The sequence below is a fragment of the Streptomyces sp. NC-S4 genome (genome assembly GCF_054353315.1).
In genome coordinates this window covers 7,702,374-7,718,002 of sequence record NZ_CM135937.1, presented here as the reverse complement: position 1 = coordinate 7,718,002, position 15,629 = coordinate 7,702,374, and the positions used below count along the sequence as shown (strand labels likewise).

Below are 15,629 nucleotides of genomic sequence, written 5' to 3'. Positions count from 1 at the left end.
CGAAGAGGCCGATACCGACCACTGCTCCCGGAGGAGTCATGAAGTCTCCGCGCACCGTCGACGACGTCATGACCGGTGCCGCCATCTCCGTCGACACCGGAGCCCAGTTCAAGGACATCGTGGAGACCATGCGGGAGTGGCGCATCAGCGCCCTGCCCGTGCTGTCCGCGGACGGACGCGTCGCGGGCGTGGTCTCCGAGGCCGACCTGCTGCTGAAGGCGCAGGGCATGGACGAGTCCCGCGCCGTCACCGCCGGGCAGCTGATGACCGTACCTGCGGTGACCGTGACCAAGGACGCCACCATCGCCGGTGCTGCCCGCCTCATGGCCCGCGGCCACCTCAAGCGACTGCCCGTGGTCGACGGCGACAACCACCTCGTCGGCGTCGTCAGCCGGGGCGATCTGCTCAAGATCTACCTCCGGCCGGATGAAGACATCGGAACCGAACTGCGCGAGCTGCTCACTGCGTACCTCCTGCCGACCGGATCCGCCGAGGTCTATGTCCACGTGGCGAACGGGATCGTCTACCTCCGCGGCACCGTTCCCGATTCCGCCACCCGGGACATGGTGGTACGTGTCGCACGCACCGTGCCGGGCGTCGTCGATGTCACGGCCACGCTGGACGTCGGCGTGTCCGGATGAAGGGCACCGGAGCCGATCCACTCCGGGGGCGTGTGGACGTGGTCAATCGGCTCATGTTCGAAGACGACGACATGTCGGTCGACATCCACAGGGCCGCAGGACGGTAGGAGTAGACCGTGAAACACCGAGAAGTAGGCGAGCTGATGACCCGCGAGGTCGTGACGGTGCCGGGCGGCGCGCCGTTCAAGGACATCGTCCGCACCCTCACCGAACACCAGGTGTCGGCCGTCGCCGTCGTCGACGACGCAGGACATCCCCTGGGCGTCGTATCTGAAGGAGACCTCCTGCCGAAGTCGGCAGATCAGGGGGACTTCTTCCGCTCGCTGCCCGTGACTGACGCTCTGGAGCACGAGAAGGCGGAGGCCACGCGGGCCGAGGAACTCATGTCGGCTCCCGCCGTGTGCGCCGGGCCGGACTGGACCGTTGCCGAAGCGGCCCGGCTCATGGAGGCACAAGGTGTCAAACGACTTCTGGTCGTCGACGCGGCGGACAAGCTGGTGGGCATCGTCAGCCGGCGCGATCTACTGAAGATCTTCCTACGCGACGACGACACCATCCGCCAGGAGATCATCGGCGATGTACTCGACCGCACTCTGCGCCAGGACCTCGACGCGATCACCGTCCAGGTAGCCGACGGCCGGGTCGAACTGCACGGTTCCGTGCAGTTCAAGAGCCTGGTCCCGGTGATCGAAAGGCTGTGCCGCACCGTTGACGGAGTGGTGCAGGTGACGCAGCACCTCGGATACGCGGTCGACGACAGCGCACCCGGCCGCTGACGCCCGGCCTCGCTCGCTACCGAGCCCTCGGACACCGCACACCCGGACCTGCGAGGAACACGCCGTGGACCGCCACGCCACCTCGCCGGTGGCGTCCTCGCCGGACGTCGAGTGGGGCCGCCCGAGGGGCCGCTCGGCCCGTCGCGATCCGGCGCCGTCGGGTCGAGCCTGTAAGGAGAGCCGGGTACTCGATCAGAAGGAGCAGGACACATGCCGCACCGCATCACCGTGGGCCTGGACGGAAAGCCCGAGAGCACCGCCGCCGCCCGCTGGGCCGGCCGCGAGGCGGAGCTGCGGGGAGCCTCCCTGGACCTCGTCCATGCCGAGGAATGGCTGGAGAATCCGCCGCTACCCGTCACCACCACGGAGGAACGCAGACGCTGGGCCACGGAGGTCCTGCACAGGACGTCCGAAGTGGTCCGCCTCGACCATCCGTCGCTGGAGATCACCACGCGCCGGGTCGGTGGACTGCCCGACCTCGCTCTCGCGTCCGCCGCCAAGGATTCCGACATGCTGGTGCTCGGCACGCGCGGCTTGGGCTCCGTCGCCGGATTCCTCGTCGGGTCCGTCGGGACGAACGTCATCGCGGCAACGGAGCGACCGGTCGTCCTCGTACGGTCCGTCGATCGTGAGGGGAACCCGCCCGACGGAGGCCGGGATCGTGGACCGGTCGTGGCCGGGGTGGACATTCAGCACCCGTGTAACGGCCTCCTCGCGTTCGCCTTCGAGGAGGCTTCGCACCGCGGATGCCCGCTGGTCGTCATCAACGGATGGTCGCCACCGCCGATCATGAGCTACTCACCCGTACTCGAGCCCGGGATCAACGAGGAGATCCAGCACGGCATCACCGCGGCGCTGGACGACATGCTGGCCCCATGGCGTGAGAAGTTCCCGACGGTGAGCATCGACGCGCGCGCCGTCGTCGGCCGGCCCGCGGACCAGATCCTCGATGCCGCTCGGGAGGCGGCCCTCGTCGTGGTCGGCCGACGCATCCGGCGCACCCCGGTCGGCGCCCACATCGGCCCCATCACCCACGCCGTGATGCATCACGCAACCTCGCCGGTCGCCGTCGTCGCTCACGACTGAGGCCGACAGCACAGACAGACGGGAACCGTCCCGCGTCCGTACAGCGCTTGGACCCCGAAAGCGTCGTCCCCCGCGTCGTCAGCGGGCCGTGCCGCGGTCGCGGAGCTCCTTCCCGACGGTCTCGACCCGTGGCTGCTCGCCCGGATCCGGTTCCCCGCAGAGCGGTCGCGGAATTCCTCGACGTCGTCCGACGGCGGCGACATGGTCAGGCTGGCTATGAGGCGGCGGCGTCCAGCCACCCGGTATACGGCTTGAGCGAGTCCTGCGGGCGTGTCCCCGCTCCGACGGCACCGATGTCGCCGTACGCGGTGCGCTTCATCTGCAGGGCCAGGTCCTCCATGGCCCGGGCGACGGCGAGTTCGTCGCCGATCTCGGGAACGTCGCTGTCCTGCGGGTTGCAGCGAGCGGTGCCGTGCCCGGTGATCCTGGTGGTGCCGGTGTCCAGTTCCAGTCGGGCCTTGGTCGTGCGGTCCTCTTCGAACAGGAAGAGCCGGACCTTCCATTCAGCGGTGTGCGACATGGTGGGTCTCCCGGTGTCGGTGAGAGGTGTGGAGGCGGTTTCGACGCGCCCGGCGCCGCAGTTCGTCGGTGCCCCAGACGAGCACGGGGAAGACCGCTATGAGGGCGACGGCGTCGAGGGGCAGTGCGGCCGTCCCGAAGATGCCCTGCAGCGGCGGCACGTAGACGAGCGCCGCGGTGAAGACGAGTTCGAACGCGATGCCGGCCAGGAGCAGGGGGTTGGTGAAGAAACCGATGTCGCGGAGGGCGGCATGGTCGGTGCGGGCGGCAATGGCGGTGCCGACCTGACAGGTGACGATGCCCGCGAAGGTGGCGGTCGTCGCGGTGACGTAGGCGTGGTGAAGCGGGCTGCCCGGGCCGGTCGCGTCCCCCGGGTGCCAGCCCGCGCGCCACAGGACGTAGAAGAAGGCGGTCATGACCAGCGCCGGGGAGACCATGCCCAGATAGCCCCAGCTGCGGACGAGCATGTCGCGGGAGATGACACCCTGCGTGCTCGGCCTCGGCGGGCGGCTCATGACACCGGGCTCGGCCCTCTCCCGGCCGAGGGCGAGGGCGGGCAGGGTTTCGGTTCCGAGGTCGATGGCGAGGATCTGCATCACGGTCAGCGGCAGCGGGACCGTACCCGCCGACAGGGCGAACACCAGGAACGGGACGATCTCGGCCGGGGCGTGGGCGAAGATGTAGACGATGAACTTGCGAACGTTGTCGTAGACACGGCGGCCGGATTCGATCGCGGTGACGATGGTGGCGAAGTTGTCGTCGGTCAGCACCATGGTGGACGCCTCGCGGGCCACGTCCGTGCCGGAGAGACCCATCGCCACACCGATGTGGGCCCGGTGCAGAGCAGGGGCGTCGTTGACCCCGTCTCCGGTCATGGCGACGATCTGCCCATGGGCGCGCAGGGCATCCGCCACCTTCAGCTTGGTCTCCGGTGAGGAGCGCGCGAAGACGACCTCCGTGTCCGGCAGGGTGAGCAGGTGGTCGAGCTCGTGATCGTTGATGGACTCGGACTGCGCCACGACGTGCAGGTGCGGTACGCCGATGCCGACCTCGCCGGCGACGGCGGCAGCGGTGGCTCCGTTGTCGCCGGTGACGATGTGCACCCTCAGCCCGGCTTCGTGACAGCGCCGGACGGCGGCCGCGACCTCCGGACGCGGAGGGTCGTACAGCCCGACGAGGCCGAGGAGCCGCAGACCCTGCTCCGCGTCTTCCCGGCTGCCCGGCGGCAAGGACCCGGCCGGCAGTTCACGCTCCGCGACCGCGAGGACGCGCATCCCGTCCCGGGCGAGCCTCTCCGCCGCGTCAGCGGCCGATGCCGTACCGTCCGTGAGGCGACTCAGCACCGCCTCGGGCGCACCCTTCACGATGACGCGGAGGCCCCGCGCGCCGTCGTCCTGGATCACGGACATCCGGCGCAGCCGCGGGTCGAACCGGAACTGGGCCCGTCGCCCCGCATCCCTGGCTTCGAGGTCGACCGGCGCCGCATGGGCGGCGGACCCTTCGACCAGGGCGACCTCCGTGGGATCCCCGTGCAGTTGGCCGTTCTCCTCCCGGGCGACCGTCGTGCACAGGGAGCTTGCACGCAACAGCTCGCCCGTCCACGGACCGCTGTCCGTGCCGTTCGACGGTGTCCAGGTTCCCTGGAGCCGCATCCGGTTCCGGGTCAGGGTGCCGGTCTTGTCCGTGCAGATGACGTTGGTGGATCCGAGCGTCTCGACGGCGCTGAGCCGTTTGATGACGGCGCCTTGCCGGGCGAGGACCCGTACGCCGACGGCCAGGGCGAGCGTGATGGTGGGCAGCAGGCCCTCGGGTACGTTGGCGACGAGCAGGCCGATGGCGAACATCAGGGAGTCGGTCAGCGGCAGGCCCACTGCGACGCCGATGACGAGGAACACGGCCCCCATCGCGACAGCCACGGCGGCGATGAGCCAGGCGACCTTCTTGACCTGCTGTTCCAGCGGGCTGGGGTCGCGGTGGGTGCGCTGGCTCAGGGCGGCGATGCGGCCGATCTCGGTGTGGTCGCCGGTGGCGAACACGATGGCCTGGGCCTGGCCTCCGGTGCAGGTGGTGCCGCTGAATACCAGGTTCGGCTCCTGGATCATCGGGGCACCGACGAGGCCCGGGCCGGCCACGCGGTCGGCCGGGGCCGACTCTCCGGTGAGCATCGACAGATCCGCCTCGATGCCCCCTTCGGTCAGCCGGGCGTCGGCCGGGATCTTGTCGCCTTCGTCGAGGACGATGAGATCGCCGGGCACGAGGTCGCGTGCCTCGGCGGTCTCCTGCCGACCGTTCCGGATCACCGTGGCATGGGTCGGCAGATAGTGCGCGAGGGTCTCCACTGCCTGCTCGGCCTGGCGCTCCTGGAGCAGGGCGAAACCCGCGTTGAGGAGGATGACGGCGACGATCGCCCAGCCGAGTACGGCGATGTCCGCGACGAAGGCCATGGCAGCCGCCGCCCACAGCAGCAGGGCGAGGGGATGGACCAGCTGGCGGACGAGTTCACGTCCCAGCGACGTGCGCGCCTTGCGGCGCACCTCGTTCGGGCCGTACACGGCCAGGCGACGCGCCGCCTCACGATCGGAGAGCCCCCTCTCCCCCGTTCCCAGTTCGCGACGCAACAGCGGCAGGGGCTCCAAAGGGTCGAGGGCGCCGCCGGCCTGTGGGCCCGGCTCGGCGGCCTTCGGGCGTGAGGGCGCCTCAGTCATCACCGGCCTCCCGACCATGCCGCAGTCGGCCGGACCAGCCCGGTTCGACGCGTTCCCATCCGTGCTCCCACTCCGCGAGGTTGCGTGCCTCGAGGCGGCGAAGCCGCAGGAGGACGACCCCGGCGCTCGCGAGTGCGATCAGGGCCGCGCTGCCCGCTCCGGCCGCGACTGCGTCCGACGCCGCTGCGGCCCCGGTTCGGGGAGCTGAGGCCACCGCACCGTTGTCGTCGACCCACAGAGTGACGGTGCGTCCCACGGGTGTCCCTGCCAGGACGGGAAGGGCGGAGGCGTGGCGGGTTCCCGAGGGAAACTCCCACTGCGCACGCGCTGTCGTCGTGACCGCGCCCGCCCGGGTCGAGGAGTGAGGCGCGGGCTCGCCGATCGTGGTCGCTTTCACGAGGTGGCGGTGCCGTGCCTGCTCCGCGGCCGCGCGCAGTCCGTTGTCCACAGCGGTCAGTCCCACCTCGACCCCACAGACCACGGCGAGAACGCACGAGAGCACGAAAGCGGCGATCCAGCGGCTGCGCGTACGATCCGTCGCCCGCCGGAGCGGGTTGGCCTGAGCATGACGCCTGCGCCCTGGACCGGACGAGCTTCGGTGGAACATGCCACACCTCCGCGCTGTAACGGTGCCGAGCCGCTCAGTGGGCAGCGGCGAGTTCGGCACTGATGTGATGGGCCCAGCTCTGGATCTGCTCCGGATTGCGGAAGTCGCCGCCCTTGCCCGCCCGGACCATGGCCCGGGCGATCAAGCCCGGCGTGCCCGAGGTGATGCTGCCGCCGAAGGTCCGGTGCTCACGCGCCCCGATGCGCTCCATCTCCCGGGCCACGGCGGGCACGGGCGGGATCTCGTGCTGCTCCGCGCTGCTGTCGACCGGGCCACTGCTGAACAGCCAGACAGGCCGGTGCTTGAGGTAGTCGGCGTTGCGTTCCGCGCAACGCTTGGCCTTGCCGCTCCAGTGACCGGCGTAGAGGGCACCGCCCAGCACCACGGCGTCGTATCCCCTCACGTCCTTCACGTCGTCGGCGGGAAGCACGGTGGCATCGAGACCGTCCTCCCGGAGGGTCCGGCCGATCTGTGAGGCGATACCGGCCGTCGCTCCGTGCTTGCTGCCGTAGGCCACGAGCACTCTTTTCTGCGCCATGACGACTCTCCGTTCCCACTCGTCACCGACCGCTCCGGCCGGACGGATCCGCCGCGGAGCTCCGAGTGGTCCTTCTTCCGTACTCTCAGTCTGCTCCGCGCGGAAGGCGCTGCATCTCTGCTCGATCCGGGCACCCGGCATCGTGCGCCGGCCTTCCGGCCTCCTGCGGGCACCCTTCGGGTGTCTGCCTTCACGCTCCCGCGGAAGGGAGCCGTTCACATGGGTCTCATGGGGCCGTGCGGGGACCGTTCGGCCCTCGTCGGCACTCAGCGGGCCCACCCGGTACCCACCCCGGGCGGGCCCTGGTCGTACCTGCCGAACTCCCGGGCCCAGGAGTTCGTCATGGCACCTGCCCGCGAAGTACGGCGGGCAGAGCAGCCAGGTCGGCCAGCACGAGGTTCGCGCCTCCTGCGCGCAGGGCGTCGGCCCTGTGCGCATCGGGCGACCTGTCGATGCCGACGACCAGGCCGAAGCGTCCCCTGATGCCGGCCTCGACCCCGGCGATCGCGTCCTCCACGACCGCCGTGTCCTCGGGGACGCTGCCCAGACGCGCGGCCGCTTCGAGGAAGAGCGCGGGATCGGGCTTGCCGGCCAGGCCGAGTCGTGCCGCGTCCTCGCCGTCCACGAGGGCGTCGAAGAGACTCGCGAGGGCCGCGGACTTCAGCAGCACACGGGCGTGCCGGGACGCTGAGACCGCCGCGTACCGCACGCCTTGGGCCTTCAGTTCGTTGAGGGCCGGGTGGACGTCGGAGAACGCGTCGATGGCACGGGAGCGGAGGTTCTGAGTGAAGATCTGCTCCTTCAGCGCGGCGACCGCCCGGACCGTGCCGCAGCCAGGCGTGTCCCCGCGCTCGCCCGGCGGCAGATCGATCCCCCGGGCGCCCAGGAAGGCGCGGGCCCCGTCGTCACGGGATTTTCCGTCGACCAGATCCCGGTATTCACGATCGGCGTCGAAGGGCTGCCGCGTCGTGCCATCCATCCCATCCGCGGCCCATACCTCCAGGCAGCCGTCGAAGGCGGTCTTCCAAGCGGCCGCGTGGAGCACCGCGGAATCGAGCAGGACGCCGTCGGTGTCGAAGACGACGGCCCGGACCCGTTTCACTGACGGGCCACGCGCCGGCCGGTGACCCGGACAGGGGTGATCGACATCCAGTGCGTACGGTGGCCGCCCGCCCAGGGCAGCGAGCGTGCGAGGGCGTCCAGGCGCTGCAGGGCGTCGCCGTCGGTGACCCCGGCGACTTCGCCGACGGCCATCACGCTCCAGCCCTGCTTCATCGCGTCGTCGATGTGGTCGACTTCGAAGGCTACCTCGGAGCCGGCGGCGCGGGCGAGCAACGCCTCGCCGGAGGTCCGGAAGGCGATGTCGTCCCCGGCGACGACGTAGTTGACCGGGAAGATCGCGGGTCCCTCGGCGGTGAAAACCGCGACGCGGCCGATGCCGTGTGTCGAGAGCAGTCGGCGGCACTCGGCCTCACTGAGCTCCACGAGTTCGGTGTCCAGCCAGGCGGTCCCCCGGCCCGGCGGTTGATCGGTGGTGGCGCCGGTCAGTTCCGCGACGGTGGTCCCCAGCGCGTCGGCGAGCCGTGCCAGAGAACCCCTGCCGGGGTTGGCGGCCCGCTCCTCCAGGTAGGCGATGTACGAGGCGTCCGCCCCGCAGCGATCGCCCACCTGCTCGCGGGTGAGACCGAGCTGTGCGCGCCGGGCGGCGATGCGCCGGCCCAGGTCGGTGTGTCCGACTTCCTGTGCGGGCTTCGGTGCCGTGCTGGGCATGACGGTCACTTCCCCGGGGTCTGCACGGTCAGGGTGTTGTGCTGGGGGCCGCCCAACGCCACCTTCAGGGCTCCGGTCTCGGCTGCCCGGGAGAAGACGTCGTACGCCTCCTCCATCTGCCCGAGCTCGAAGCGATGGGTGATCAGCGAGGTCGCGGGGAGGCGGCCGGCGGCCATCATCTTCAGCAGCATCGGTGTCGAGTAGGTGTCGACGAGGCCGGTGGTGAGGGTGACGTCCTTGATCCAGAGGTCTTCGAGGTGGAGGGTGGCCGGCTTGCCGTGGACGCCGATGTTGGCGACGTGGCCGCCGGGGCGGACCATCCGCGTGCACATCTCGAAGGCTTCCGGCACGCCGACCGCCTCCATGACGACGTCGGCGCCGAGCCCGTCGGTCAGGTCCTCGACCAGCCGCTCGGGCTGCTCGTCCGCACGTGCCGTCGCGTCCGCGCCCAGTTCACGGGCGGCGGCCAGCCGGGAGTCGGCGAGGTCGACGGCGATGATCCGGCCGGGGCTGTAGAGCCGGGCGGTGGCGATGGCGGCCAGGCCGATGGGGCCGACACCGACCACGACCACCGTGTCGCCGGGCTGCACCTTGCCGTTCAGGACGCCCACCTCGTAGGAGGTGGGGAAGATGTCGGCGAGCAGCACGGCGTCATAGCTGTCGACGGCGCTGGGCAGCGGGTGGACGGAGAGGTCGGCGAAGGGGACGCGGACGTATTCGGCCTGCGTGCCGTCGATGGTGTGGCCCAGGACCCAGCCGCCGCCTCCGCGGCACTGGCCGTAGTGGCCTTCCCGGCAGAACCGACAGCGGCCGCAGGAGGAGATGCAGGAGATCAGCACCCGGTCGCCGGGGCGGACGCTGCGGACATCGCCACCGGTCTCGACGACGGTGCCGACGGCTTCGTGGCCCAGGATCCGGCCCGGGGTCACCTCGGGAACGTCGCCCTTGATGATGTGCAGGTCGGTACCGCAGATGGTGACCGCGTCGACGCGGACCACCGCATCGGCGGCGTCCTTGATGCTCGGGTCCGGAACGTCCTGCCAGGAGGTCTGTCCGGGCCCGTGGAAGACGAGTGCCTTCATGATGCCGCCCTTCCCTTTCCGTCTCGTCAGGTGTCGGTACCTCCAGCCTGACTTCTTGGACGGCGGCGTGCACGGGCCGAACGGCCCCGCAGCGGGGCCGTCCGGGCCCATGCCGAGGGCCGTGCCGGACAGGCGTAGCCGCAGCGGCTTGCGCCGACCGGTGTTGCGCCGGCGTCACCGAGACGGTTCGCCTCGCCGGCCCGGTCTTCCGGTGAAGGGCGCCCGCGACCTGGCCGAGGTCCCGACAGGCGTGCGCGAAACAACCCGCGCTCGGCACGTCCGCCCGGAGATCATTCGACGGGTACGTCAGGCCGGATGATCGTCACCGGGCAGGAAGCATGGAGCGCCACCTGAACACTCACGGAACCGAGCAGGGCCCTGCGGAAGCCGCCCCGGCCCCGGCTGCCCACGACCAGCATGTCGGCGCCCTCGGCTGCATCCACCAGGACTTCGGTCGCATTGCCTCGCACCAAGCGCTGGTGCACCAGGGACCCGCCCTCCTCGCCGAGGACCGTACGGACCTCCTCGACCAGGCCTCGCTCGGCCTCCTCCTCGTCGAACACCGTGTCCACCGCGGGGGCCGACCACGAAGCGGCACCGGGCACGTCCCACGCCGCGACGGCCTCCACCTTCCCGCCCACGAGGCCTGCGTACCGGACCGCCCAACGAAGCGCGGCCCGGGAGGACGGCGAACCGTCGACTCCCACCACGATCTTTGGAGCCCCATCCTGCCTGTCCATCGCGTTCACCTTCCGACGCCGGTACATCCACAGTCTCCGAACCCCACGCACACCGCCACGCGACACGGCGGAACGTCACCGGCAGGCCGCACGTATGGGCCGGACGGCCCCCAGCCGGAGGCCTGCCGGGCCCCTCCCGGCCGCGGGGTCCAGAGTGGATGGTGAAGGCCACGGCCGGACCCTGACCCGAAGGAGGGCTGGTCATGACCGAGACAGCCCCGAGCACCCCTGCCGCCCCGACCTCACGCCCTGCGCTGCTGCGGTTCCTGGGCGGTGTGCGAACGGTCACCGGCAGCAAGTTCCTGGTCGAGAGCGACCACGTCCGGGTCCTCGTCGACTGCGGGCTCTTCCAGGGTTTCGCGGACCTGCGACGGCGCAATTGGCAAAAGCTCGCCTGCGACGCCAAGGACATCCACGCGGTCGTCGTCACCCACGCGCACCTCGACCACTGCGGCTACCTTCCCCGCCTGGTCCGGCACGGCTTCCGCGGCCCGATCCTGACCAGCGCCCACACGGCCCGTCTCGCCGAGATCGTCCTCCGCGACAGCGCCCGGCTCCAGATGGAAGCGGCCCAGCACGCCAACGACCACGGCTGGTCCAAGCACCAGCCCGCCAAGCCCCTCTACGACGACAACGACGTCGACCAGACCGTGAAGTTCTTCGACCCTGTGGAGACGGGAGCCGAGGTCGAGATCATGGGCGGCACCCTGCTGAGGCTCCACCACGGCGGCCACATCCTCGGCTCCGCATGGGCCCGCCTCACCCTGGAGGACGGCCACACCCTCGCGGTCAGCGGAGACCTCGGCCGCCCCGGCCACCCCCTCCTGCTGCCGCCGGACCCGTTCTCCGGCGCCGACGTCCTCCTCATGGAATCCACCTACGGCGACCGCAGCCACGACAGCGCAGCGGCTCAGCGGGAGTTCGCCGCCGTCATCTCCCGAGCGCTCTCGCGCGGTGGCACCGTCGTCATCCCGGCCTTCGCCATCGACCGCACCGAGGTCGTCCTGCACGAGCTCGCCGGCCTGCGGCGCGACGGCACGCTCCCCCGACACGTCCCCGTCTACGTCGACAGCCCCATGGCACTCGCCGCCCTCGACGTCTACCGCGAAGCCCTGCGCAGCCACTCCCCCGAGCTGCGGCCCGAGGCCCTCGCCCAGGGCGAGGCCGCCATCAGCCCGGACCCCTTCCTGGCCGCCCGCAGCGTCCAGGAATCCATCGACATCAACAACAGCACCGGCCCCGCGATCATCGTCTCCTCGGCCGGCATGGCAACCGGCGGACGGGTCCTGCACCACCTCCACCGCATCCTGCCCGACCCCCGCAACGCGGTCGTCATCGTCGGCTTCGCCGCCGCCGGCACCCGCGCCCGCGACCTCGTCGACGGCGCCCGGACCCTCAAGATGTTCGGCGAGTACGTGCCCGTCCGCGCCGAGGTCGCCGACGTACCCCACTTCTCCGCCCACGCCGACGCCGGCCAGATCATCGACTGGCTGCGCGGCGCCCCCGCCCCGCACACCACCTACCTCGTCCACGGGGAGGAGTCGGCGGCGCAAACCCTGCGCGACCGCATCGACCGCGAACTGGGCTGGACGGCTGTCGTACCCCGCTCGGGAGAGGGCGTCCTCGTGCGGTGACCGGGACCGGTCGGCCCTCGGGATGTGTGCCGCCAGGCCCTCCCGAAGCCCGTACCGCAGCAGTCAACCTGAGGGGGAAAGGGCTGGAGGCACGGCATGAACACGGTGTGGAGTCCGCTGGGGAAGGAGGCGCCGAGAGCCGCGCCTCCACTTTCTCGACTTCCCCACCCGCCCGCGACGAGGACGCTGCCATGACCTCAACTCCGTACACCGTCAACGACGTCATGACCAAGAAGGTCATCGCCTTCAGCCCCGACGCCGGATTCAAGGAGATCGCCACCGCCATGGAACGGTGGAAGGTGAGCGCCGCCCCTGTGGTCGAAGGCGAAGGCCACGTCGTCGGCGTCGTCTCCGAGGCCGACCTCCTCCCGAAGGAGGAGTTCCACGACCACCGTCCCGGCATGATCGAACAGATGCGCCACCTCGGCGACACCGCAAAGGCGGGCTCACTCAGGGCCGAAGAGCTGATGACCACCCCGGCCATCACCATCCATCCTGACGCCACGCTCCCCCAGGCCGCCCGCCTCATGGCCGAACGTCACGTGAAGCGGCTCCCGGTCGTCGACGCGGACGGCAACCTGAAGGGCATCGTCAGCCGCGCCGACCTCCTCAAGGTCTTCCTGCGCTCTGACGACGCACTCACCGAGGAGATCAGGCGCGACGTGGTGCTCCTCCTCTTCCCCGTCTCCCACAACCATGTCAAGGTCACGGTCTCCCAAGGTGTCGTCACCCTGACCGGACAGGTACGGGACGCGGGCCTGATCCCGGTGGCAGCACGCCTCGCCCGCGCCGTGGAGGGCGTCGTCGACGTGCGCTGTCGGCTCGAACCCGTGCACCCGGCTTGAGCGCCCTTCGGGCGGGCTCGGCATCCGGCCGTCGGCTCGGCATCCGGTCCGCGCCGCCTCAACAGCGCACGGCCCACTGCGATCCCGAGCATCCCGGGCGTGGCCCGGCGACCGTCTCGACCTCCTGACGGACCACCACACACCGGTCGGGTGCTCCGACCGCATGGACGCGGGCACCAGGTTGGGATGACCCCCTTCCACAACGAGTCGGACATCGAGTCCGCGACCCACCCCCCGGTCATCCGGTACACGGACTGGTGGAGCAACACCGTCGGTTCGCTCGTGCAGAAGGTCGTAGGCGACTCCGGGCCGCTGCCCCCAAGACCCAGGTCATCGAGTTCAACGTCACGCTGGGGCGGTAATGCCCAGGGCGTACCGGGACGGCAAGACGGATGGCGAGCTGCTCCTGGGGTCCGACGGGAAGTTCTCCGCCACCGGCGTATCGACTGATACGTCCTCTGCTCCCGCCAACTTCCACGGCCGGTGGGAGTTGGGCGGGGGACTGTGGAGTTCCGTTTCGATCACGACGGAAAGCAATTGCCGAAGCTCCACAAAGCGGCCGCACCGTAGACCCTGCGATGCCGCCGCCTTTCCGTCCCAATGGTGTACCGCTGCTTTCCGCATGACGCTCCGCCACATCGGATACCGACTCTTGACCAAGATCACTACAACCGTTTTGACGGGTGACGGACATCACGATGAATAGTAGACAATTGTCCAGATTCGTCCGATTTGGGAATTGGACGAGTGCTGTCAAATCCCGCTTATATAAAGGGGATTGAACCGCGGGGGCCAAGTAGGCCGTGCTCCAAGGCCATTGAGGAGCACCGTCCTCGCGGTCGCTCACGCCAGTCCCGAGTCGCCCGTCATGGCCACCGCTCCGGAGCGCCGCTGACGCCCGCCCGCTGCTCCGCACCGTCGGACGGGCGGCTCCCCCGATTCGGCCGTCGGCTTTCATCCGTCCGCGTCTACCCGCGACGGCTTGCCGGCGCCTGTTCTCCTGAAGGAAGAAGATGTCCGAACCTCGTCCGCGCACCGCGCGGCTCAGCGGTCTGCTCGCCGTTACCGCTGTGACCTCCGTGGGTCTGTTCCCGGCCACGCCCGCCGTCGCGGTGGTCGGCCCCGACGCCGCCGCCGGCGCCTTCCGCTCCGCGGTGAAGCTCAGCATCGGTGACGAGGCCAACAGCCGGGCCTGCACCGGCACACTGGTCGACAAGCTGTGGGTGCTGACCGCCGCCAGCTGCTTCGCCACCGTACCCGGAAGCCCGGTCCCGGCAGGCAAGCCCGCCCTGAATGCCACCGCGGCCCTCAGTGACGGCAAGTCCCTCGCCGTCGTCGAGATCGCCCCCCGCACCGACCGGGACGCCGCACTCGTACGACTGGCCGTGCCCGCCTACGGCATGCAGACCACCGCCTTGGCCGCTTCCGCCCCCGCCGCGAACGCCACCCTGACGGCGGCCGGGTTCGGACGGACCAAGACCGAGTGGGTCACGGACAAGCTCCACACCGGCTCGTTCACCGTCGACTCCACCACCGCCGGTGAGCTCAACATCACCGGCAAGGGAACCGACTCCATCTGCAAGGGCGACACCGGCGGCCCGCTGCTGAACGCGGCCGGCGAGATCGTGGGCGTCAACTCCCGCTCCTGGCAGGGCGGCTGCCTCGGCACCGCCGCGGCCGAGACCCGTACCAGTGCGATCTCCGCCCGCGTCGACGGCCTCGGCTCGTGGATCGGTACGCTGACCTCGCGCCGTTCCGCCGCGGTCAACGAGTCCGGCGGCAACGGGCGTATCCGCTGGGCCGACTTCGACGGCGACCGCAAGCCCGACTACTTCAACATCGACGACAACGGCTCGGTCTCCGTCTGGCTCAACCGCGGCGGCAACCCCGCCGGTGCGAACGGCTGGCAGGGCCTGGGGAAGGTCGCAACCGGTCTGACCACCGACCGCAACCGGGTCCGCTTCGCTGACTTCGACGGCGACGGCAAGGCCGACTACTTCCTGATCAACACCGACGGCTCGGTCGAGGTGTACCTCAACCAGGGCGGTGACCAGGCGGGCGCCAACGGCTGGAAGCACATCGGGAAGGTCGCCGTGGGCGTCACCAACAACCCGAGCAAGGTCCGTTTCGCGGACTGGGACGGCGACGGCCGCTCCGACTACATCGCGTTCTCCGACAGCGGCTCCGTGCACCCGTACCTCAACCGAGGTGGCGACCAGTCCGGCAATGGTTGGCCCGCTGTCGGCCAGGTCGCGGCCGGTGTCACCAACGACCGCAGCCGCATCCGGTTCGCCGACAACGACGGTGACGGCAAGGCCGACTACCTCCACGTCAAGCCCGACGGCAAGGTCGACCTGTACGTCAACCGCGGCGGCGACGTCGTCCCGAACGGCTGGCAGGTCGTCGGACAGATCGCCAGCGGTGTCACCACCGACCACACCAAGGTCCAGTTCGCCGACTTCGACGGAGACACCCGCGCCGACTACATCGTCGCCGGTGACGGCAACAGCGCCTCCGTGTGGCTCTGGAACGGCGGCGATCAGTCCGGTGCCAACGGCTGGAAGGGCATCGGCGTCGTGGCCAGCGGCACCTGAGCCGTAAAGGTCCTTCCGGGTCGAGCTCCCACGGCCCCATGAGAACGGCCGTCCCGGTCCTGCCCTCGGCGGGAACGGGACGGCCGTCCCTT

Annotated in this window: 14 protein-coding genes; 6 read left to right on the top strand and 8 right to left on the bottom strand. The window is 70.3% G+C overall.

The genetic code is table 11. The features are described 5' to 3' along the window. Positions 1-38: 38 nt before the first annotated feature. The 3 genes from ACXNSR_RS34555 (at position 39) to ACXNSR_RS34545 (ending at position 2,503) form a co-directional block, all read left to right on the top strand. Positions 39-641, top strand: coding sequence for a CBS domain-containing protein (locus ACXNSR_RS34555; protein WP_458639263.1), 603 nt, complete (start codon positions 39-41; stop codon positions 639-641). 116 nt (positions 642-757) lie between these two features. Continuing rightward, on the top strand, positions 758-1,417 hold the full coding sequence (locus ACXNSR_RS34550) for a CBS domain-containing protein (protein WP_458639262.1): 660 nt from the start codon (positions 758-760) through the stop codon (positions 1,415-1,417). A 210-nt stretch (positions 1,418-1,627) separates the two neighbouring features. Continuing rightward, on the top strand, positions 1,628-2,503 hold the full coding sequence (locus ACXNSR_RS34545) for a universal stress protein (protein ID WP_458639261.1): 876 nt from the start codon (positions 1,628-1,630) through the stop codon (positions 2,501-2,503). Between the two features lie 214 nt (positions 2,504-2,717). On the opposite strand, the gene ACXNSR_RS34540 is transcribed toward ACXNSR_RS34545, so the two are convergent. From ACXNSR_RS34540 to ACXNSR_RS34505, 8 genes are all read right to left on the bottom strand, one after another. Beyond that, positions 2,718-3,023 (bottom strand): DUF1876 domain-containing protein, encoded by a 306-nt coding sequence (locus tag ACXNSR_RS34540; protein ID WP_329096221.1) that lies wholly within the window; start codon positions 3,021-3,023, stop codon positions 2,718-2,720. Continuing rightward, positions 3,007-5,727 carry a cation-translocating P-type ATPase gene (locus ACXNSR_RS34535; RefSeq protein WP_458639260.1) on the bottom strand — a complete coding sequence of 907 codons (2,721 nt, stop codon included), beginning with the start codon at positions 5,725-5,727 and terminating at the stop codon, positions 3,007-3,009. The genes ACXNSR_RS34540 and ACXNSR_RS34535 overlap by 17 nt, the downstream gene beginning before the upstream one ends. Beyond that, a complete protein-coding gene (locus ACXNSR_RS34530) occupies positions 5,720-6,334 on the bottom strand; it encodes an Rv1733c family protein (RefSeq protein ID WP_458639259.1) in 615 nt (204 codons plus the stop codon). The genes ACXNSR_RS34535 and ACXNSR_RS34530 overlap by 8 nt, the downstream gene beginning before the upstream one ends. Before the next feature lie 34 nt (positions 6,335-6,368). Continuing rightward, entirely contained in the window at positions 6,369-6,872 is a 504-nt protein-coding gene (locus tag ACXNSR_RS34525; protein WP_458639258.1) for a flavodoxin domain-containing protein, read from the bottom strand. A gap of 340 nt (positions 6,873-7,212) precedes the next feature. After that, entirely contained in the window at positions 7,213-7,974 is a 762-nt protein-coding gene (locus tag ACXNSR_RS34520) for an HAD family hydrolase (protein ID WP_458639257.1), read from the bottom strand. Then, positions 7,971-8,642, bottom strand: coding sequence for a helix-turn-helix domain-containing protein (locus tag ACXNSR_RS34515; protein WP_458639256.1), 672 nt, complete (start codon positions 8,640-8,642; stop codon positions 7,971-7,973). Before ACXNSR_RS34515 ends, ACXNSR_RS34520 begins: the two co-directional genes overlap by 4 nt. A 5-nt stretch (positions 8,643-8,647) precedes the next feature. Beyond that, entirely contained in the window at positions 8,648-9,724 is a 1,077-nt protein-coding gene (locus ACXNSR_RS34510; protein ID WP_458639255.1) for a zinc-dependent alcohol dehydrogenase family protein, read from the bottom strand. Between the two features lie 290 nt (positions 9,725-10,014). Next, positions 10,015-10,464 (bottom strand): universal stress protein, encoded by a 450-nt coding sequence (locus ACXNSR_RS34505; protein WP_329096232.1) that lies wholly within the window; start codon positions 10,462-10,464, stop codon positions 10,015-10,017. Between the two features lie 203 nt (positions 10,465-10,667). Between ACXNSR_RS34505 and ACXNSR_RS34500 the strand changes: the two genes are divergently transcribed. From ACXNSR_RS34500 to ACXNSR_RS34490, 3 genes are all read left to right on the top strand, one after another. After that, entirely contained in the window at positions 10,668-12,098 is a 1,431-nt protein-coding gene (locus ACXNSR_RS34500; RefSeq protein WP_458639254.1) for an MBL fold metallo-hydrolase RNA specificity domain-containing protein, read from the top strand. A gap of 191 nt (positions 12,099-12,289) precedes the next feature. Then, positions 12,290-12,943: a CBS domain-containing protein gene (locus ACXNSR_RS34495; RefSeq protein ID WP_458639253.1), complete on the top strand. Its 654-nt coding sequence runs from the start codon at positions 12,290-12,292 to the stop codon at positions 12,941-12,943. A gap of 1,013 nt (positions 12,944-13,956) precedes the next feature. Beyond that, positions 13,957-15,537: an FG-GAP-like repeat-containing protein gene (locus tag ACXNSR_RS34490; RefSeq protein ID WP_458639252.1), complete on the top strand. Its 1,581-nt coding sequence runs from the start codon at positions 13,957-13,959 to the stop codon at positions 15,535-15,537. Positions 15,538-15,629: the final 92 nt, after the last annotated feature.

Bases quoted from the DNA above. Each gene is read 5' to 3' on its own strand.
- ACXNSR_RS34555 (WP_458639263.1), top strand. From the start codon at position 39: ATGAAGTCTCCGCGCACCGTCGACGACGTCATGACCGGTGCCGCCATC.
- ACXNSR_RS34545 (WP_458639261.1), top strand. From the start codon at position 1,628: ATGCCGCACCGCATCACCGTGGGCCTGGACGGAAAGCCCGAGAGCACC.
- ACXNSR_RS34540 (WP_329096221.1), bottom strand. From the start codon at position 3,023: ATGTCGCACACCGCTGAATGGAAGGTCCGGCTCTTCCTGTTCGAAGAG.
- ACXNSR_RS34535 (WP_458639260.1), bottom strand. From the start codon at position 5,727: ATGACTGAGGCGCCCTCACGCCCGAAGGCCGCCGAGCCGGGCCCACAG.
- ACXNSR_RS34530 (WP_458639259.1), bottom strand. From the start codon at position 6,334: ATGTTCCACCGAAGCTCGTCCGGTCCAGGGCGCAGGCGTCATGCTCAG.
- ACXNSR_RS34525 (WP_458639258.1), bottom strand. From the start codon at position 6,872: ATGGCGCAGAAAAGAGTGCTCGTGGCCTACGGCAGCAAGCACGGAGCG.
- ACXNSR_RS34515 (WP_458639256.1), bottom strand. From the start codon at position 8,642: ATGCCCAGCACGGCACCGAAGCCCGCACAGGAAGTCGGACACACCGAC.
- ACXNSR_RS34510 (WP_458639255.1), bottom strand. From the start codon at position 9,724: ATGAAGGCACTCGTCTTCCACGGGCCCGGACAGACCTCCTGGCAGGAC.
- ACXNSR_RS34505 (WP_329096232.1), bottom strand. From the start codon at position 10,464: ATGGACAGGCAGGATGGGGCTCCAAAGATCGTGGTGGGAGTCGACGGT.
- ACXNSR_RS34500 (WP_458639254.1), top strand. From the start codon at position 10,668: ATGACCGAGACAGCCCCGAGCACCCCTGCCGCCCCGACCTCACGCCCT.
- ACXNSR_RS34495 (WP_458639253.1), top strand. From the start codon at position 12,290: ATGACCTCAACTCCGTACACCGTCAACGACGTCATGACCAAGAAGGTC.
- ACXNSR_RS34490 (WP_458639252.1), top strand. From the start codon at position 13,957: ATGTCCGAACCTCGTCCGCGCACCGCGCGGCTCAGCGGTCTGCTCGCC.